This window comes from Pantoea sp. UBA5923, from assembly GCF_002431095.1.
GTDB lineage: Bacteria > Pseudomonadota > Gammaproteobacteria > Enterobacterales > Enterobacteriaceae > Pantoea > Pantoea piersonii.
Window position 1 is genome coordinate 118,927 of record NZ_DJDN01000029.1, and the last position, 19,001, is coordinate 137,927.

The following is a 19,001-nucleotide window of genomic DNA, read 5'->3' on the forward strand; positions in this document are numbered from 1 at the left end:
CCTGTCATAGCTGTGGCAATCCTGGTCGCGGATATAGAAGACGTCGCCGCAGGTAATCAGCCAGGGGCGATCGTTGAGAATATGCAGGCCGTTGCCGCGCCAGACGATGACAATTTCGCTAAACTCATGCCGGTGAGCGGGAAAAGAGGGTTGCGGCATACGTTCAGCCACCGTAACCGGCAGGCCAGGCGTGGGAAAATAGTCGTCCCGACTCAGTATCAGCGTCATCGCTCGCTCCTTTTTTACATCATCTGCTGGCGCTCCGCTCGCGGTGCGCAGCCAAATTCACGCCTAAACAGGGTAGAGAAGTGGTTGCTGTCGCCGAAACCGCACTGAAAGGCGATATCGGTGATCCGCAGATCGCTGTGGCGCAGTAGATGGCGCGCCTGCAGCAGCCGCAGGCGGTTCAGATAGCGCTGTGGCGTACTGCCTGTTTGCTGCTTCATCTGACGATGCAGCGTGCGCAGCGACAGCGAAAAACGGTCAGCCAGCGCTTCCCACATAATATCTTCACTGTAGTGATCGTTAAGCCAGTCGAGCAGACGATGCAGGCGGGCTTCCTGATCCTGCGCCTGTTCATTGCGGCACGCTTCGCGCAGCAAAACCAGCAGCTGTAAAAAGAGCTGCTCCTGGCGAGCCTGTTTCTCCAGCGACCAGCCCTCATCCTGCCGCATCTTCGCCACGACATCCAGCGCCTGCGTCATGGCTTTGTTATTTATACGCCAGTGTGAGGCGTAGTTGCCCTCTCGCTCGCTCGGCAACAGCGCCTGCAATCCTGAAAGAAAGCGAAAGGCGGCAGGGCTGCGATAGAGCACGTTGGTCAGGCAGAGATTATCCGTCTGCTCATACAGATGCCGATCGTGATCGCGTACGAAGCAGACACAACCGGCGCACAGCGTTTGCGGCTGCCCGTTGAATACATGAATGCCCGAACCCTGTTCCACCAGCACAATTTCATGGAAATCATGGTGATGCTCAGGAAACGCCTGCTGCGGCACGCGCGGTTCGATAGCGATAGCGTAATCACCCTGAGGAAAGAAATCGGCGCTGTGTAAAATTGTCATAGTGACCTCGTCCGTTTAACAAAAGCGTAACCGAGTCTACTCAGCGCCCACGCCGCTTACCTTGAATTTTCTACTGCGAAGCGCAGGAAATTCGCTTTTTATTCAAGATATTCCCGTCAGATAAAAGAATTGCGGCGAAGCTCACATCTGCTGCCCTTACTTCTCTGTGATCTCTCTCACGAACATCTTTGCAAACCTGCCAGCGGCATAGCCGCGCTGGCAGTACGGGGAAGGTGGCGAACACGTAACGTTTTTACTCTGTCAGCATCATATCTAAGGAAGAATGGGCCATGAGTAAGCGAAATATCGTTGCGGTTGATTTAGGCGCATCCAGCGGACGCGTGATGCTCGCCCGATGGGACGCCGCATCACAGCAAATCGATCTGCGCGAGGTGCGTCGTTTCGCCAGTCTTCGCGAACGTCGGGGCGGCTATGACTGCTGGGATCTCGACCATCTTGAGCGCGAGATCCGCGCCGGGCTGGCGCAGTTGGACGATGAAGGCATCGTGCCGGACAGCATCGGCATCGACACCTGGGGCGTTGATATGGTGCTGCTGGATAAGGCGGGCAATCGGGTCGGCGAAGCGGTGAGCTATCGCGATAAACGCACCCACGGGCTGATGGAGCAGGCGCTGCGCGATCTGGGCAAAGAGGCTATTTATAGCCGCACCGGCATCCAGTTTCTGCCGTTTAATACCCTTTATCAGTTTCGCGCCCTGAGCCAGCAGCAGCCTGACTGGAAAGAGCAGGCCGCCCATGCGCTGATGATCCCCGACTATCTGCACTATCGCCTGACCGGCAAGCTCAACTGGGAATATACCAACGCCACCACCACGCAGCTGTTGAATATTGAAAGCGGCGAGTGGGACGCTGAGTTGCTCGACTGGGCCGGCGCGTCGCCTGAGTGGTTCGGCAAACCCACGTCGCCGGGCAATGTTATCGGTTACTGGCAGAACGCCAGCGGCGTCGACATTCCGGTCATCGCCGTTACGACACACGATACCGCCAGCGCGGTGCTTGCCACGCCGCTGACCCAGGAGAATGCGGCCTATCTCAGCTCCGGCACCTGGTCGCTGATGGGATTCGAAAGCCTGCTGCCTTACGCCAGCGCAGCTGCGCTCCAGGCCAATATCACCAACGAGGGCGGTGCAGAGGGCTATCGCGTTTTGAAAAACATTATGGGGCTCTGGCTGCTGCAGCGGATCTGCGCCGAGCTGCAGATCGACGATCTCTGCGCGCTGATCGCGGAGACGCAAAAAGAGCCCGCCTGTCGCGCACTGATCAATCCTAACGATGCGCGCTTTATCAATCCCGACAGCATGGTGAACGAAATTCAGAATGCATGCGCCGAACAGCATATGGCGGTGCCGCAGTCCGCCGCCGCGCTGGCGCGCTGTATTTTCGACAGCCTTGCGCTGCTCTATCGCGAAGTGCTTAACGAACTGGCCGGGCTGCGCGGCAGCGCGTTTCGTCAGTTGCATATTGTCGGCGGCGGCAGCCAGAACCAGTTTCTCAACCAGCTTTGTGCCGACGCCTGCGAAATACCGGTGCTGGCCGGCCCGGTCGAAGCCTCGACGCTGGGCAATGTCGGCTGCCAGCTTATCGCATTAGGCGAGCTGGCCGACGTCGCGGATTTTCGCCGCTGCGTAGAAAAAAACTTCCCATTAAAGACATTTAAACCGCTGACCAACAGCGCCTTTCGTGCCTGCCAGGCACGCTTCTCGGCGCTGACTCAGCCTGCTAAGGAACTCGCATATGACAAAGCTGATTGAGCAAGCCTTTGAGCTGGCTAAACAACGTTATGCCGATATCGGCGTGGATGTCGATCAGGCAATGGCGCGACTGGATAGCGTTCCGGTCTCCATGCACTGCTGGCAAGGCGACGACGTACGCGGCTTCGAGAACCCGCAAGGCGCGCTGACCGGCGGCATTCAGGCGACCGGCAACTACCCAGGGAAAGCGCGCAACGCCGCTGAGCTGCGCGCCGATCTGGAAAAAGCGATGTCGCTAATCCCAGGACCTAAGCGCCTGAACCTGCACGCTATCTATCTGGAAAGCGATACGCCGGTAGAGCGCGACGCCATTGAGCCGAAGCATTACGCCGGCTGGGTGGAGTGGGCGAAACAGCAGCAGCTGGGGCTGGATTTTAACCCGAGCTGTTTCTCGCATCCGCTGAGCGCCGACGGGTTTACGCTCTCACACCCTGACAAGGCGATTCGTCAGTTCTGGATCGATCACTGTAAAGCGAGCCGTCGCGTCTCGGCTTATTTTGGCGAGCAGCTCGGTACGCCGTCGGTAATGAATATCTGGGTGCCGGACGGCATGAAGGATCTGACTGTCGATCGCCTTGCGCCGCGTCAGCGACTGCTGAGCGCGCTGGATGAGGTGATCGCCGACAAGCTCGATCCGCAGCACCATATCGATGCGGTGGAGAGCAAGCTGTTCGGCATCGGCGCGGAAAGCTATACCGTCGGCTCCAACGAGTTCTTTATGGGCTACGCCACCAGCCGTCAGACTGCGCTGACGCTGGATGCGGGCCATTTTCACCCGACTGAAGTAATCTCCGACAAGATCTCTACGGCCATGCTCTACGTGCCGCGCCTGCTGCTGCACGTCAGCCGCCCGGTGCGCTGGGACAGCGACCATGTGGTCTTGCTGGACGATGAAACTCAGGCGATCGCCAGCGAAATCGTGCGGCATCAGCTGTTCGACAAAGTGCATATCGGCCTCGACTTCTTCGACGCCTCTATCAACCGTATCGCCGCCTGGGTCATTGGCACGCGCAACACGAAAAAAGCATTGCTGCGCGCGCTGCTGGAACCGACCGAGCGCCTGCGTCAGGCAGAAGCGGCAGGGGATTACACCGCGCGTCTTGCGCTACTGGAAGAGCAGAAATCGCTGCCGTGGCAGGCGGTATGGGAGGCCTGGTGTTTGCGCCACGACGTGCCCGCCGATGCCAGCTGGTTAAGCAGTGTCCGCGATTATGAAAAACAAATTCTGAGCCAACGTTAAGGATTCACTATGCAAAGCATTCTTTCATCCTGGTTTGTTCAGGGAATGGTTAAAGCGACCAGCGATATGTGGCTGAAGGGCTGGGACGAACGTAACGGCGGCAACGTATCGCTGCGCCTGCTTGAGGAAGAAACAGCGCCGTTCGCTGCCGACTTTTACGCGGAGCCGCGCTGCGTTGAGCTGACTAAACCGGCCCCAGAGCTGGCGAACTGCTGGTTCCTTGTTACCGGCTCCGGCAAGTTTTTCCGCAATGTACAGCTCGATCCGGCTGACTCTCTGGCGTTGTTAAAGGTTGATGAGAAAGGGCTGTCGTACAAGATTCACTGGGGACTGGCTAACGGGGGGCTGCCTACCTCAGAGCTGGCGGCGCACTTTCAGTCCCATAGCGTGCGAAAAGCGGTCTCCGGCGGTACAGATCGGGTGATTATGCACTGCCACGCGACGAATTTTATGGCGCTGAGCTATGTAGTGGATCTCGATTCGGCACGCTTTACTCGTCTGTTATGGGAAGGCAGCACTGAGTGTCTGGTGGTGTTTCCTGACGGCGTCGGAATTCTGCCCTGGATGGTGCCGGGAACGGATGAAATTGGCCAGGCGACAGCCGATCAGATGGCGTCGCACAGCATTGTGATGTGGCCGTTCCACGGTATTTTTGGCGCCGGGCCGACGCTGGATGAAACCTTCGGCTTGATCGACACGGCGGAGAAATCCTCTGAAGTGATCGTAAAGGTTCTGTCGATGGGCGGTATCCGACAGAGCATCACAACCGAACAGCTGGTCGCGCTGGGCAAACGCTTCAACGTAAAGCCCTGGCAGGCCGCTCTTGATGCAGGGCCAGCCAATGCTTCGTAAAGCCTTTGTCATGCAGGTCAATGCGGAGTGCCATCAGGAGTATGAGCGCCGCCACTCGCCCATCTGGCCGGAACTGGCTGAAACGCTGAAGGCACACGGCGCGCACAACTACGCGATCTGGCTGGACGCCGAACGTAATTTGCTGTTTGCCAGCGTGGAAATAGAGTCGGAGGAGCGCTGGAATGCCGTCGCGCAAACGGAAGTGTGTCAACGCTGGTGGGCGTCAATGAAAGATTTGATGCCGAGTAACCCTGACAACAGCCCGATCAGTCAGCCGTTAAAACCGGTCTTTTTTCTCGAGTAGGGGATTGTGACAGAGGGCGGGGACTTACCCGCCCTGATTACTTCATAGCGTAAAAATATTCAGCGCGACTTCATACACTGACCGGTCAGCGTTGGCCACATCGCCATCAGCGTATCAATAATATTATCGAGATCCCCCTGCGGCGCACCTTCACGCGCCCGCACCGACATGCCTTGCACCATACAGGCAAGATAGCGAGCCAGAGAAAGAATATCGACCTGCGCCGGGATTTCGCCGCGCTGCTGACGGGCGGCCAGGAAATCCAGCAGGGTCTGCTGCTGCGCGTCATGCTGCTGGCGCAGCATATGGGCAATCTCGCTTGATGACGAAGAGAGCGCAGTCGAGGTACAGATAAAAAAGCAGCCCGACGGGGTATCGCAGTTAGTAAAGCAGGCCGCCGTGGCGCGGAACCAGCCCTCAATCGCTTCGGCAACGGATTTATTCTCATCCTGTAGCGCAGCATTGCGCCAGGCGCTAAAGCGCTCGATATAGCGCTCCATCGCGGCGCGGAACAGGCCTTCCTTATTCACGAACTCGGCGTAAAGCGTAGGTGCTTTCGCACCGGTAGCGGCAACCAGATCGGAAAGGGAGGTACCCTCATAGCCGTGAGTCCAGAACAGCGTCAGGGCTTTGTCCAGCGCAGCGTCCCGATCGAAGGTTCTTGGCCGACCACGACATTTCTTCTGTGCTTCATCATATTGCTGACTCATAGATCCTCACTTCTGTAAAAGGCTCTATTAAATTACCGATCATTAAGAAAATATGCAAGCCAGCCGGCCTCCCAACGGAAGCTGGTTATCATTTTGTGCCGCACGCGGTGCTTTTCCCCCTTATGGTTAAGTGCAAAAGGGCGTCAAAGCCCATAATCACGCCACTTCCGCATTAAAATAACGATCGCTAAAAAAATATTGACGCAAGGTCGCTGCATGCACTACTATTTCTTTAACGATCGTTAATTAATTTAACGACACCTTTTCAAACCCGAATATGAGAGCCGATATCATGAAAACCACTAAACTGACCCTGGCCGCGCTGGCCCTTACTACCCTGACTTTTGGTGCTTTCGCTGCTGAGCAGGTTGTCAGCGATCCTCTGCATCAGACGCCGGTAGGCACAATCTCCGCGCAGGGCGGTGCCAACCTTGATTCACTGGAAGCGCAGCTGAACGCGAAAGCGGATGCCGCAGGCGCGAAATCTTTCCGCATCACCTCTACCTCCGGTCAGAACAACCTGCACGGCACAGCGGTGATTTATCAGTAAGTGAGTCGCGTCGGAGAGCAGGAGAGAGAAGATGAAAAGCGTGAAATATAGTCTACTGGCAGCGTTGCTTGGCGTGGTTTCATTTGCCAGCGGCGCGGCGCAACAGCCAGAAGCTGCGCCTTATTATCAGACCGAGGCCGTAACGGTGAACGTCAGCGGCAGCAGCAGCCTGATTTCTCTGGAGCAGCAGCTGTCGGGGAAGCAGGACAATGGCCGCGTAAAGTCTTTTCGCATCACTTCGACCTCTGGCGCGAGCAGGCTGTCTGGCACCGCCGCCAGCCTTAACTAAGTCAGTAAAAAGGGGCTTCAGAAAATCATTCTGAAGCCCCTTTTTTTATCCGTTGCTGCGCAGCTGCGGATATCTGCGGAAGATAGCGATACACCAGAACAGCGCAACCAGTCCCAGCAGCCCGCCGATATTGCCGACGTCTGCCATGCTCAGATGTTTACTAACCTGATTGCCCAGCAGCGCGCCCGCGCCGATGCCGATATTATAGATGCCTGACATCAGCGACATCGCCACATCGGTTGCATCTGGCGCCAGCGACAGCACGCGCACCTGCATCGCCAGCCCGATCATCATCATCGCCATGCCCCACAGAATACAGAGCGTCGAAATTGCTGCCGGACGGACAGCGGCAAAAATCAGCAGCCCCATGCAAAGCGTAATGGTCGCAATCGCGCCGATCAGCAGCGCGGAAGGGAATTTATTGCCCAACGAGCTAAAGAGCACGCTGCCCAGAATACCGGCAGAGCCAAACAGCAGCAGCAGCAGCGTAGTGAAGTTTTCATCCGCGTCCGCAACAAACTGCATAAACGGCTCTATATAGCTGTAGGCGGTATAGTGCGCAGTGACCACCAGCGTGACCAGCAGATACATGCTCACCAGCGCCGGTCGGCGAAACAGCATCGGGACGCTGCTCAGCGAGCCGGTATGTTCGCTCGGCAGACGCGGCAGAATGCGCGCCAGCAACACCATCAGCACCAGTGCCGAGACGCCAATCATGCCGAAGGTGGTGCGCCAGCCAAGATATTGTCCCACTACGCGGCCAATGGGTACGCCCAGCACCATCGCCAGGGCAGTGCCGGTCGCCAGCATACTTAACGCCTGGGTTTTTTTACCGGCTGGCGCAACGCGTATCGCCAGCGAGGCGGTAATTGACCAAAAGACCGCGTGCGCCAGCGCGATGCCGATGCGCGACACCACCAGCGAATTGAAACTCCACGCAAAGGTGGAAAGCACATGGCTGGCGATAAAGATCAGAAACAGCACCGAAAGCAGTATGCGTCGCTCGATATTACGCGTCAGCAGCATCAGCGGCAGCGAAAGCAGCGCCACTACCCAGGCATAAATAGTGAGCATAATGCCCACGTCAGCGCTTTTCATGCTGAAGCTGGCGCCGATGTCCGAGAGCAGGCCAACGGGCACAAATTCAGTGGTATTAAAAACAAAGGCGGCGATAGCCAGCAGCACCACGCGTAGCCAGGCCGTTTTACGGGATACAGTAGTTGATTGCATGAAAATAAAATTAGTCAGAACAACAGCAAACAGATGCGGCTTTCACATCCACGATAGTGACTTGCGTCACAAATTATTGACTATTGTGGAGGATTTGCACGGTAAGGGGAACGCTGAAACGCAGTTTTATTCCTGAAAGTTTTTTATCGCCCGACCGGCGGGCGATAAAAAGCGGTTATCGATGAGAAGATTTGCCTGGCATCATCCGCGTGAGCGTATTGTCCCGAAGAAAATAGTGATGGAACAGCGCGCCCAGGGCGTGCAGGCCGATAAGCCAGTATCCCAGCGGCGCCAGAGTTTCATGCCAGTCGATTAAGCTATCGGAAAGGTCGAAATTTGGTTCGCTCGCGACCGGCATAGGAATACCGAACAGCCACCAGTCGCGTCCGCGCAGATAGCGCGACGTGATCCCCAGAATGGGCAGGGTAATAAACAGGGCGTAAATCAGCGTGTGCACCAGATGCGCCAGACCCGATTGCCAGCGAGCGATGGGCGGCGTTATGACGGGAGTGCGGTGGCGCGTGCGTAAAAACAGGCGCGCCACCATCAGCAGCAGAACGGTAAAGCCTGCGCTGAAGTGAGTGATAATCATCGCGTAGCCCTGCCAGGAGCCGCGCTGGGCCAGGCCGCGCAGCTCAATAGTGGCGTAAGCCAGCGCGACCAGCAGGAAGGTCAGCCAGTGCAGGGTAATTTGTGAAGCGGCATATTTTTCGCGCATAGTCTGCTCATGCAACAGGAAGAAGAACTCTACCTTACTGGAAAAATATGCAAAATCTTAACAAACTGGCGCAACGGCGTCAGGCCCGCGGCTGACCTCTGCTTTCAGGCCAGCATAATCAGAGTCAGGCGATATGCTTTAGTGCCACGCTATTCTGACTCCTCAGGTTTTTTTTTACCGGCAGCGGACAACAGGCCTCACAACCCAGCGCTCTGGGGTAGTACTTGCGCGCCTGCTGGATAGCGGCATTCGCCGTGTAAAAAGTGCCAAGAAACAGGCGCGCTTCAAGCGGGGGAAGATACTGGCAGCCTGCGGCGTGCACCACATGGTTATCGTTATAGCCGGAAATTTTAGAAACGTAATAGTAATGGCCCACAGGGACATCCTCATTGCTGTGAATAAAAAAACATTTATTGTTGGAGTGAGAGGGATTATAGCGGGGATTAACGGCTTTTTTCTTGCTGGTACTGATTAGTCGGTCGACTAAGGCTTAACAGGCTAAAAAGGACGCATCTGCGTCCTTTTTGCTGATAGTTGTTACAGGTTTTTTTGCTGAAGGCGCCAGCCTACCAGCAGGGCGAGAAGCAGCAGCGCGGAGATAAAAAGGGTGATGCCTGCCCAGCCATAGCTGTGCCAGAACACGCCGCCAAGGGTACCGGCTACGCTGGAACCAACATAGTAGCTGAAGAGATAGAGCGATGACGCCTGACCTTTAGCGCGGCGCGCGCGCGGGCCGATCCAGCCGCTGGCGACGGAGTGCGCGGCGAAAAAGCCGGCGGTAAAGAGCATCATCCCCAGTAAAATCCACCACACTGCGCTGAATGCGGTAAGCAACAGGCCCGCCAGCATTAGGGCCGTCGCGCCAAGCAGCACCGGGCCGCGACCCAGCTTCATCGTCAGCGCGCCCGCCTTAGGGGAACTCCAGGAGCCGGTCAGATAAACCACGGAGAGCAGGCCAACAATCGTCTGGCTGAGATGATAGGGCGCGCCGAGCAGGCGATAGCCAATATAGTTGAACAGCGTGACGAAGGCGCCCATCAGCAGAAAGCCTTCGGCGAACAGCAGCGGCAGGCCAGCATCGCGCCAGTGCAGCCGGAAATTGATCATCAGGCTGCGCGGCTTCAGCGACGCCGGTCGAAAATGACGCGAAGCGGGCAGAATGCGCCAGAACATCAGCGCCGAGGCGAGAGCGCAGCAGCCAATCGCTGCAATGGCGATGCGCCATGAAAAGAAGTCGGTCAGCACGCCGCTCAGCAGTCGGCCGCTCATGCCGCCGATAGAATTGCCGCTAATGTAAAGCCCCATGGAAAACGCGATAACGCTCGGGTGGATCTCCTCGCTCAGATAGGTCATGCCGACGGCGGCAACGCCGCTGAGGGAGAGACCCGTCAGCGCGCGCATCAGCAAAATACTATGCCAGCTGTTCATGGTCGCGGAAACCAGCGTACAGAGCGCGGCCAGCATCAGCGCTGTCACCATCACGTTCTTACGCCCGATGGCGTCGGAAAGCGGGCCTGTCACCAGCAAACCCAACGCCATCAGTCCGGTTGCGATAGAGAGCGAAATGCTGCTTTCGGCGGGCGAAACGCCGAACTGCGCCGACAGCACCGGTAAAATAGGTTGCACGCAGTAAAGCAGCGCAAAGGTCGCCAGACCGGCGGAGAAGAGCGCCAGGGTCACGCGCATAAACTGCGGCGTACCGCGTTTAATCCATACGGACGATGAAGCCGGCGAAACCGCGGCAGAGTCGGCTAACTCATTATCGTCAAGGGTGACCGCCTGAGAAGAGCGACGCACGTTAATTCCTCATATAAAAGCAACAAGCATACTCTAGGAAAGCGTCAATAGGTTGTCTAATATATTAATAATCTCAATTGATATGTTGAAAATATGAATATTGAACTGCGTCATCTGCGTTATTTTCTGGCGGTTGCGGAAGAGCTTCACTTTGGCCGGGCGGCGCAGCGGCTGAATATCTCCCAGCCGCCGCTCAGCCAGCAGATCATGCAGCTGGAGCAGGAGATAGCAGCGAAGCTGTTTACACGCACCAACCGCAGCGTGCAGCTTACGCCGGCGGGTCAGCAGTTTCTCAGCGATGCACGCGCCATTTTACAGCAGGTGGAGCAGGCGGCCGGGCGCGCGGCGCGGCTTGAGCGCGGCGAAGAGGGCGAGCTGCGCATCGGTTTCACCTCTTCCGCGCCCTTTACCGGTCTGGTCTCGGACGCGCTCTATCAGTTCCGTCAGCGCTGGCCGCAGGTGCATATTCAGATGCAGGAGATTAATACGCGCCAGCAGCTTGCCCCGCTGCATGAGGGGCAGCTCGACCTGGGGGTAATGCGCAATACGGCGCTGCCGTCCGATTTACGGCATCAGCTGCTGCTGCGCGAGCCGCTACGCGCGGTGGTGCACTGGGCGCACCCGCTGGCGGATGCGGAGTCTATCTCCATCAGCGATCTGGCGAACGAACCCTTTGTCTTTTTCGATCCGCAGGGGGGAACGGCGCTGCACGGTGAAATTCTCAGTCTGCTGCACCGCTACCATATCAAGCCTTACATCATGCAGGAGGTCGGCGAGGCGATGACGATCCTCGGCCTGGTGGCGACCGGTCTCGGCGTCTCGATTTTGCCCGCCTCGTTCGCGCGCGCGCGTCTGGCCGATGTGGTCTGGCTGCCGCTCAGGGAAGAGGATGCGCTGTCGGAGGTGTGGCTGGTTTGGTCTGGCGAGCGCGAACCCTCGATGCAGATGCGCAATATGATGCAGCTTCTGTCGCCTGCTGGCGAAAATTAAGGGCCAGACCTTAACCAAAGCCCGGTTTTTATGTGCTGCAAATCACATTTCAAATCAAATATTTGACGCTCAACCGCAATCTGCCTCACCATAGTCGCTGTTTATTTAGAAGCGCGAAAATAACCGGGAGCAGGGCGTGAAGCTGGAGAGTCAGCCTGGGCATATTGACCAGATCAAACAGACTAATGCAGGCGTTGTTTACCGCCTGATCGATCTCTACGGTCCGATTTCGCGTATCGAACTTTCCAGGCTGGCGCAGCTGGCGCCTGCCAGTATCACCAAAATCGTGCGTGAAATGCTCGATGCCCATCTGGTGCAGGAAACGGAATTTCAGGAGCCGGGGTCGCGCGGACGACCGGCGATTGGCCTGATTCTCGACACGCTGGCCTGGCACTATCTGGCAGTGCGTCTGCATCATGGCGCGCTGACCCTGACGCTGCGCGATCTCAGCAGCCGCGCGCTGGTAGAGGAGACGTCGCCGCTGCCTGACGAAGCGCAGCAGCCGCTGCTGACGTCGCTGATTGATCGGGTGGACGCCTTTTTTATGCGCCATCAGCGCAAGCTGGAACGACTGACGGCAATTGCCATTACCTTGCCCGGACTGATCAACGCCGCCTCAGGCGTAGTGCATCGCCTGCCGGGCTATGAGGTGCAGGAGATGCCGCTGGGCGATACGCTGGCGCAGCGCACCGGGGTGCCGGTTTTCGTGCAGCACGACATTTCCGCCTGGACACTGGCGGAGTCGCTGTTCGGCGCGTCGCGCGGCGCGCAGGATGTGATTCAGATTGTGATTGATGACACCGTCGGCGCAGGCGTGATCAGCGGCGGCCAGCTGCTGCATAAAAGCGGCCGCGCGCTGGTGGAGATTGGGCATACGCAGATCGACCCTTACGGTCAGCAGTGTTATTGCGGCAATCACGGCTGTCTGGAGACGGTCGCCAGCACCGGCAGCCTGCTGGCGCTGGCGGCGCAGCGGCTGCCCACGCAGCCAGAGAGCGTGCTGCATCAGCAGCCCTTAACCCTGGAGTCGCTCTGTCTGGCGGCCCGCCAGGGCGATCGGCTGGCACGCGACGCCATCGCAGGCGTCGGGCATCATGTTGGTCGGATGCTGGCGATGATGGTTAATATTTTCAATCCGCAACATATTCTGATTGGCTCGCCGCTCAATCAGGCTGCCGAGGTGCTGTTTCCCGCCGTAAGCAGCACCATTCGACAGCAGGCGCTGCCTGCCTACAGCGAGTCGATTCAGCTCGCGCCGACCGAATTTGACGAGCCTGGCACCCTTGGCGCGGCGGCGCTGATTAAAGATGCGCTCTACAGCGGCTACCTGTTAGTGAAATTGTTGCAAGGTTAAGCGCGACTGAACTTTGCGCTAACGCAAGCCGCCTGCCATCCGCATTCCCTACAATGCGTTTTGCTTTTTTGTAAAACAAAACCGTTTAGTTGAGGAGGAGTGGGGTGAAAAATCTGTTCATTACCGGCACCGACACCGCTGTAGGGAAGACCGTGGTTTCACGCGCGCTTCTGCAGTATTTCGCACGCGCCGGCCTGAGCGCAGTCGGTTTCAAACCGGTTGCCAGAAACGCCGTACGCAGCGCTGATGGCCTGCGCAGTAAGGATGCGCTGGTTCTGCAGAGCAGCTCAACGCTATCCCTGCCTTACGACGCTGTTAATCCACTGATTTACGAAGAAGATGAGGTCTGCATTCGGCCGCGTGAGCCCGTTGACTATTCGCTATTGAGCCAGCGCTTGCAGCGCCTGCAACAGCAGTCCGATTGCGTCGTGATCGAGGGTACTGGCGGCTGGCGCAGCCTGATGAATGATGCGAAGCCGCTCTCCGGCTGGGTGGAGCAACATCATATCCCGGTGGTGCTGGTAGTGGGCATCAAACAGGGCTGTCTCAGCCATGCGCTGCTAACCGCCGAGGCGATAACGCGCGACGGCCTGCCGCTGGCGGGCTGGGTCGCAAATCGCATCAATCCAGGGCTGGCGCACTACGCTGAGCTGATTGACGTGCTCAGCGACAGTATCAATGCGCCGCTGCTGGGGGAACTGCCTTATCTGCCGCGTGCCGAACAGCGCGATTTAGCGGGCTATCTCGATCTCTCCTCACTGGGGAAGATCGCACTGCCCGATTCAGGTGCAAAGATTGCCTGATGGTGAAACATTCTCTTCAAAACCCGCTGCGGCTGTACCGATAGTTTCAGAGGCAGGCGCAGCGCTTATCTAATTAAATTTCTTCTGGTTCAATTAGTTAGGGTGCAGTTTTGCCATTTGCTCCGCGTATGGCGTGATTAATGCATTAGCAGCGTTAATCACAAAGAAGTCGGAGCATCATTATGTCGCATACAGAAGAGAAAGCATTGCTGTACGGACTGGACGAACGCATTCGTCCTGCGCCCGCTTTTTTCGCCGCGCTGCAGCATCTGCTGGCCAGCGTCGTGGGCGTTATCACACCGCCGCTGATTATTAGCTCAGTGCTGGGATTACAGGCCTATCTCCCTTACCTGATCAGTATGTCGCTGCTGGTTTCCGGCATCGGCACGTTTCTTCAGGCGCGGCGCGTGGCAGGAATAGGCGCGGGCATGATCTGCCTGCAGGGCACCAGCTTCGCCTTTCTTGGCGTTATCCTGTCGGGCGGCATGATTGTCAAAAACCGCGGCGGCTCGCCGGAGGAGATCATGGCGATGATCTTCGGCTGCACGCTGGTCGCCGCGCTGATCCCGTTGCTGATTAGCCGCTGCGTCTCTCAGCTACGTCGCGTTCTGACGCCGGTGGTGACCGGAACGGTGATTACGCTGATCGGCATCAGTCTGATTAAGGTGAGCATCACCGACTGGGCAGGCGGGCACCACGCCGCGAATTTCGGCGCGCCTGGTAATCTGGCGCTCGGCGGTCTGACGCTGCTGGTGATTATTACGCTGAACCGGATGCGTAACCGCTGGGCGCGGCTGATTGCGGTGCTCGCCGGGATCGTCGTTGGCTGCCTCGCCGCGGCGCTGAGCGGCAAGCTGGTGCTGACGCCGCAGCCTGAAACGGGCTGGCTGGCGCTGCCTGGCTTTTTCCGCTTCGGTTTCGCCTTTGACTGGGCGATTTTCTTGCCGATTGCGCTGGTGGCGGTGATTGCCGTTATTGAGGCGGCAGGTGACATTACCGCTAACTGCATGCTGTCGCAGCAGCCGATCGTCGGCCCGCAGTTTCAGCGTCGGCTACAGGGCGCGCTCTGCGCCGATGGCGTCAGCTGTATGCTGGCGGCGATGTTTTCCGCGTTTCCCAATACCACCTTTGCGCAGAATAACGGGGTCATTCAGATGACTGGCGTAGCGAGCCGCTATGTCGGCATGGTAATGGGCGTGATGCTGGCGCTGCTGGGGCTGTTTCCCGCCTTCGGCGCGCTGATGCAGCAGATACCGCCGCCGGTGCTGGGCGGGGCGACGCTGGTGATGTTCGGCAGCGTGGTGGCCGCCGGGATCCGCGTCCTGACGCAAACCCCGCTGGGCCGTCGGGAGATGTTAATTGTGGCAGTGTCGTTTGGGCTGGGGCTGGGCGTCGAAGCGGTGCCGGAGGCGCTGAAGCAGCTACCGCCGCTGGTCAGCCAGCTTTTTGGCCACGCGGTGACGACCGGCGGCGTGCTGGCGATCCTGCTCAATGTGGTGTTGCCCAGCGAACAGCGCGCTGTGTCGCTACCGCAGGGCGAAACGGCGGGCGAGCAGTAAACCCAGGGCGCTGGCTGTCCTTAAAGACGCCGGTGTTGTTGATACCGGCCCGCGCAGCCAGACGCCTCATCCCTGAGGCGTGCTCCCGCCGTTCTGTTCCAGGTGCCGTTCGGGCACTACTGCCGGTTTCCCGCTGATACGCTGTCCGGTCGCTTAAGGATTAAGGCGGCGTCGCGTGCGGCCTGAACTCAGGTAGTCGGCGATATAGTCCTGAGAGATTTCGCCGCTGTAGCGACCCTCTTCATCGACAATCGGCATCCAGACGGTATTGTGCTCATAGAGTTTAGAGAGCACCACGCGCAGATTCTCCTCCGCCTTAGCGGTCACCCGGAAGGTATGCAGAAGTTCTTCGCAATGCCCGCTGGCATTACGTGCCTCGCGGCGTTTTACAAAGCCGAGCGGTTTGCCATCGTTATCAACCACCGTTACCGAACGCATATCGTTTTCATCCATCAGGGCGAAAGCGTCCGCCAGCGGCGTCGCGCGCTTAACGGTAATCGTTGTCTGCTGATCGGTCACGTCGCCTGCCTGTACCAGCAGCAGACGCTTCAGCGTGCGATCCTGACCGACAAAAGAGCCGACAAACTCATTTTTCGGGCTGGCCAGCAGCTCATCGGGGCTGGCGCACTGCACAATTTTTCCCTGACCAAATACGGCGATGCGGTCGCCCAGCTTCAGCGCTTCGTCAATATCGTGGCTCACCAGCATCACGGTTTTCTTTAGCTGACGCTGCATATCGAGAAACTCGTTCTGGATCACCTCGCGGTTAATCGGGTCAACGGCGCCGAAGGGTTCATCCATTAGCAGCACCGGCGGATCCGCTGCCAGCGCGCGGATAACGCCAATGCGCTGCTGCTGGCCGCCCGACATTTCGCGCGGATAGCGGTGGAGGAATTTTGTGGGATCGAGCGCCACCATGCTCATCAGCTCGGTGGCGCGATCGCGGCAGCGTTTTTTATCCCAGCCCAGCATGCGCGGCACAACGGTAATGTTCTCCTCAATAGTCATATTGGGGAACAGGCCGATCTGCTGGATGACATAGCCGATGTTGCGGCGCAGCGTAACGGTATCCTGGGTACTGGTATCTTCGCCGTTAATCAGAATCTTGCCGCTGGTGCTGGGAATAAGGCGATTAATCATCTTCAGAGTTGTGGTCTTGCCGCAGCCTGAAGGGCCGAGCAGCACGCACATCTCGCCCTGCGGCACATGCAGGCTGACGTTATCAACGGCGGTGACGCTGGTGCCGTTTTTCTGGGTAAAGGTTTTCGTCAGGTTTTCCAGTTTTATCATTATCGAATCCCCTTAGGAGTCAGCGCCGACTGCAGACGCTGCAGCAGCCAGTCGAGAATAATAGCCAGCAGGCAGATCATCAGCGCGCCGGCAATGAGCATACGAATATCACTGCCGCTGATGCCGTCCAGCAGCAGCAGACCAAGGCCGCCCGCGCCGATTACCGCCGCAATCGCCATCACGCCGACGTTCATCACCACGGCGGTACGGATGCCGCCGAAGATCACCGGCAGCGCCATGGGGATCTCCACCCAGCGCAGTCGCTGCCAGAAGGTCATGCCGATACCGCGGCCCGCCTCGCGCAGGCCGTCAGGCAGGTTTTCCAGCGCGGTATGGGTGTTGCGTACAATCGGCAGCAGCGAATAGAGAAAGACCGCTGTAATAGCGGGCAGCGCGCCGATGCCCTGACCGATCATTGAAAACAGCGGGATCATCAGGCCAAACAGCGCAATGGTGGGTATGGTGAGCACGACGGTGGCGATGCCCAGCACCGGCGCGGCCAGCCATCTGACGCGCACGATAAGAATGCCCAGCGGCACGCCTGCGACGATGGCGCAGCCCACCGCCACCAGTACCAGCCAGGTATGCTGCCAGGTCAGAGCCAGCAAGCTGCTCCAGTTGTTTATGATGTAATGTAGGGTATCCATATGACCGCCTTACAGCATGTTTTTGGCTGTGAGAAAATCGCGCGCAACCTGCTCGGGCGACTGATGATCGATATCGACGCGCTTATTCAGCTCGGAAATCGCATCGCTGGTAATCAGCGGCGTGAGCTGGTTTAGCGCCTCTGCCAGGCCTGGATGGCTGTCGAGCACATCCTGACGCACTACCGGCGTGACGTTGTAACTCGGGAAGAAGTGCTTGTCATCCTCCAGCACTTTCAGGTCAAAACCTTTCACCCGCCCGTCAGTGGTGTAGATGAGGCCCGCGTCGACAAATCCGTCGCGTATCGCGTTATAGACCAGGCCTGGATCCATCTGCCGAATCTGCGGCCGGTCCAGCGGCAGGTTATAGGCGGCCTGCAGCGGTTTCATGCCGTCGGAGCGACCAGAAAACTCCAGATCCAGCCCGAGTCGCCAGTTATGGTCAGGATCGCGCTGGCGAATCTGCTCAATTTTCGTCACCAGCTGCGACATCGTGCTGATGCCTTCTTTCTCGGCACGTTCGCGCTTCATCGCGAAGGCATAGGTATTATTCATCGGCGCCGGATTAAGCCACACCAGGCCCAGCTTGCCGTCGAGAGATTTTACCGTCTGGTACGCTTCTTCAGAGGAGAGCGGCCTTTTGATGTGGTTAAAGATAATGAGCGAGGTGCCGGTATACTCCCATGTCATATCTATCTGCTTATTCAGCATCGCGTTGCGGCTGATGGTGGTCGCGATATTGCGTTTGGGAATAACCTCAAATCCCTTTTTCTGCAGCCACATTACGGTCATGGCGGAAAGGATATGCTGTTCGGTAAAGCTTTTGGTCGCCATCACCAGCGGCGCTGCGGCATGAGCCGCCTGGCTAAATGCCAGCGTAGCGGCGAGGGTCACAGCGGTGCGTCTGAGCCAGCGCGTCAGCATTGTCATAACGTCTCCTGTGATTAAGCCGTGTGTGGGCTGAGGTAGCGTCCCAGCGCCGCCAGCAGCATATCGAGCACCAGCGCGAATAGCGCCGTGGCGACCGCGCCGAGGATCAGGGTCGGGAAATCGTTGAGGTAAATACCCGGGAAAATCAGTTCGCCGTAGCTGCTGGCGCCAATTAAAAAGGCCAGCGGCGCGGTTCCGACGTTAATGGCGGTCGCGATGCGGATGCCCGCCAGCATCACCGGCCACGCATTAGGCAGTTCGACCTGACGCAGGCGCTGGAGCCGGGTCATGCCGATGCCCTTTGCAGCCTCAATCAGAGAAGGCGGCACCGCGCTCAGCCCGGAAAAGGTATTGCGCACAATCGGCAGCAGCGAAGCGAGGAACAGGGCGAAAAGCGCGGGCTTATCGCCAATGCCGATGACCACCATCGCCAGCGCCAGAACCGCCAGCGGTGGCAGCGTATTGCCGACGTTAAAAATTTGCATCACATATTCAGCCCAGCGGCGCGCAAAGGGGCGGCTCAGCACAATGCCGCTGGGAATACCGACCAGCAGCGCAAACAGCATCGACCAGAACACCAGATAGAGATGCTGCTGACCCAGATAGATCAGATCAACCCGGCGCGCGCGCAGCGTATCCAGGCCCAGGCCCCAGACCAACAGCGCAAGCACACAAACAATAGCCAGCAGCGCAAGCCCGGCGCGTCTGACCAGCGAACCATTTTGCATGGGGTATCTCTCCCTGTGATTTGTTATCCAGGCGGGTAAAACGCAGCCCGATGAGTATGTATGGCTAAAAAGCTATTAAGCCTATAGCAGCGTAAAAAAGGGGGCGCCACTTTTTATGGGAAAAATCAGACAGATAGAAATCCCTGAAACAGCGGGTAGAGCCGCATGGCATCTGGT

The 19,001-nt window shown here is 57.9% G+C and carries 21 protein-coding genes; 10 read left to right on the top strand and 11 right to left on the bottom strand.

The window, feature by feature from the left end; translation table 11 throughout:
- Together B3797_RS07900 and rhaS are read right to left on the bottom strand one after the other, a co-directional pair.
- The coding region (locus tag B3797_RS07900) for an AraC family ligand binding domain-containing protein (protein WP_311790800.1) at nt 1-228 on the bottom strand (228 nt) is incomplete at its 3' end.
- A gap of 14 nt (nt 229-242) precedes the next feature.
- Nucleotides 243-1,064: an HTH-type transcriptional activator RhaS gene (gene rhaS / locus B3797_RS07905; protein WP_311790801.1), complete on the bottom strand. Its 822-nt coding sequence runs from the start codon at nt 1,062-1,064 to the stop codon at nt 243-245.
- 290 nt (nt 1,065-1,354) lie between these two features.
- On the opposite strand from rhaS, the gene rhaB reads away from it, so the two are divergent.
- The 4 genes from rhaB to rhaM are packed head-to-tail and all read left to right on the top strand — an operon-like array spanning nt 1,355 to nt 5,232.
- Nucleotides 1,355-2,836: a rhamnulokinase gene (gene rhaB / locus B3797_RS07910; protein ID WP_311781403.1), complete on the top strand. Its 1,482-nt coding sequence runs from the start codon at nt 1,355-1,357 to the stop codon at nt 2,834-2,836.
- Complete coding sequence (locus B3797_RS07915; protein WP_126688891.1) at nt 2,820-4,076, top strand: L-rhamnose isomerase; 1,257 nt, start codon at nt 2,820-2,822, stop codon at nt 4,074-4,076. Before rhaB ends, B3797_RS07915 begins: the two co-directional genes overlap by 17 nt.
- Before the next feature lie 9 nt (nt 4,077-4,085).
- Nucleotides 4,086-4,928 (top strand): rhamnulose-1-phosphate aldolase, encoded by an 843-nt coding sequence (rhaD, locus tag B3797_RS07920; protein ID WP_311790802.1) that lies wholly within the window; start codon nt 4,086-4,088, stop codon nt 4,926-4,928.
- Nucleotides 4,918-5,232, top strand: a complete 315-nt coding sequence (gene rhaM, locus B3797_RS07925) for an L-rhamnose mutarotase (RefSeq protein WP_311790803.1) — start codon at nt 4,918-4,920, stop codon at nt 5,230-5,232. The genes rhaD and rhaM overlap by 11 nt, the downstream gene beginning before the upstream one ends.
- A 59-nt stretch (nt 5,233-5,291) precedes the next feature.
- Here the strand turns inward: rhaM and B3797_RS07930 are convergent, their stop codons facing one another.
- Complete coding sequence (locus B3797_RS07930) at nt 5,292-5,942, bottom strand: TetR/AcrR family transcriptional regulator (RefSeq protein WP_311790804.1); 651 nt, start codon at nt 5,940-5,942, stop codon at nt 5,292-5,294.
- Between the two features lie 292 nt (nt 5,943-6,234).
- On the opposite strand from B3797_RS07930, the gene bhsA reads away from it, so the two are divergent.
- Nucleotides 6,235-6,492 (top strand): multiple stress resistance protein BhsA, encoded by a 258-nt coding sequence (bhsA, locus tag B3797_RS07935; RefSeq protein ID WP_120452666.1) that lies wholly within the window; start codon nt 6,235-6,237, stop codon nt 6,490-6,492.
- A gap of 31 nt (nt 6,493-6,523) precedes the next feature.
- Nucleotides 6,524-6,781, top strand: a complete 258-nt coding sequence (locus B3797_RS07940) for a hypothetical protein (RefSeq protein WP_311781408.1) — start codon at nt 6,524-6,526, stop codon at nt 6,779-6,781.
- 45 nt (nt 6,782-6,826) lie between these two features.
- On the opposite strand, the gene B3797_RS07945 is transcribed toward B3797_RS07940, so the two are convergent.
- The 4 genes from B3797_RS07945 to B3797_RS07960 all read right to left on the bottom strand — a co-directional run bounded on the left by B3797_RS07945 (nt 6,827) and on the right by B3797_RS07960 (nt 10,526).
- Entirely contained in the window at nt 6,827-8,011 is a 1,185-nt protein-coding gene (locus B3797_RS07945; protein WP_311781409.1) for a sugar transporter, read from the bottom strand.
- A gap of 175 nt (nt 8,012-8,186) precedes the next feature.
- Entirely contained in the window at nt 8,187-8,729 is a 543-nt protein-coding gene (gene cybB / locus B3797_RS07950) for a cytochrome b561 (protein ID WP_311790805.1), read from the bottom strand.
- Nucleotides 8,730-8,853: 124 nt separating this feature from the next.
- Entirely contained in the window at nt 8,854-9,105 is a 252-nt protein-coding gene (locus tag B3797_RS07955; protein WP_120452659.1) for a hypothetical protein, read from the bottom strand.
- 161 nt (nt 9,106-9,266) lie between these two features.
- Nucleotides 9,267-10,526 (bottom strand): MFS transporter, encoded by a 1,260-nt coding sequence (locus B3797_RS07960; RefSeq protein WP_311790806.1) that lies wholly within the window; start codon nt 10,524-10,526, stop codon nt 9,267-9,269.
- Nucleotides 10,527-10,619: 93 nt separating this feature from the next.
- Here B3797_RS07960 and B3797_RS07965 point away from each other — a divergent pair, with 93 nt between their 5' ends.
- The 4 genes from B3797_RS07965 (at nt 10,620) to B3797_RS07980 (ending at nt 15,232) form a co-directional block, all read left to right on the top strand.
- A complete protein-coding gene (locus B3797_RS07965; protein ID WP_311790807.1) occupies nt 10,620-11,516 on the top strand; it encodes a LysR family transcriptional regulator in 897 nt (298 codons plus the stop codon).
- Between the two features lie 136 nt (nt 11,517-11,652).
- The gene (gene mlc / locus B3797_RS07970) at nt 11,653-12,870 is read left to right on the top strand and encodes a sugar metabolism global transcriptional regulator Mlc (RefSeq protein WP_311790808.1); all 1,218 of its coding nucleotides are present in this window, start codon (nt 11,653-11,655) and stop codon (nt 12,868-12,870) included.
- Between the two features lie 104 nt (nt 12,871-12,974).
- Nucleotides 12,975-13,673, top strand: a complete 699-nt coding sequence (gene bioD / locus B3797_RS07975; RefSeq protein WP_311781414.1) for a dethiobiotin synthase — start codon at nt 12,975-12,977, stop codon at nt 13,671-13,673.
- Between the two features lie 182 nt (nt 13,674-13,855).
- Nucleotides 13,856-15,232, top strand: coding sequence for a nucleobase:cation symporter-2 family protein (locus B3797_RS07980; RefSeq protein ID WP_311790809.1), 1,377 nt, complete (start codon nt 13,856-13,858; stop codon nt 15,230-15,232).
- Nucleotides 15,233-15,385: 153 nt separating this feature from the next.
- On the opposite strand, the gene osmV is transcribed toward B3797_RS07980, so the two are convergent.
- From osmV to osmY, 4 genes are read right to left on the bottom strand one after another with little or no spacing between them, the layout of a single operon-like run.
- Complete coding sequence (gene osmV, locus B3797_RS07985; RefSeq protein ID WP_311781416.1) at nt 15,386-16,522, bottom strand: osmoprotectant ABC transporter ATP-binding protein OsmV; 1,137 nt, start codon at nt 16,520-16,522, stop codon at nt 15,386-15,388.
- Nucleotides 16,522-17,169: an osmoprotectant ABC transporter permease OsmW gene (gene osmW / locus B3797_RS07990; RefSeq protein WP_126688884.1), complete on the bottom strand. Its 648-nt coding sequence runs from the start codon at nt 17,167-17,169 to the stop codon at nt 16,522-16,524. Before osmW ends, osmV begins: the two co-directional genes overlap by 1 nt.
- 9 nt (nt 17,170-17,178) lie before the next feature.
- Entirely contained in the window at nt 17,179-18,090 is a 912-nt protein-coding gene (locus tag B3797_RS07995) for a glycine betaine ABC transporter substrate-binding protein (protein WP_311790822.1), read from the bottom strand.
- Between the two features lie 20 nt (nt 18,091-18,110).
- Nucleotides 18,111-18,824, bottom strand: a complete 714-nt coding sequence (osmY, locus tag B3797_RS08000) for an osmoprotectant ABC transporter permease OsmY (RefSeq protein ID WP_311781417.1) — start codon at nt 18,822-18,824, stop codon at nt 18,111-18,113.
- Nucleotides 18,825-19,001: the final 177 nt, after the last annotated feature.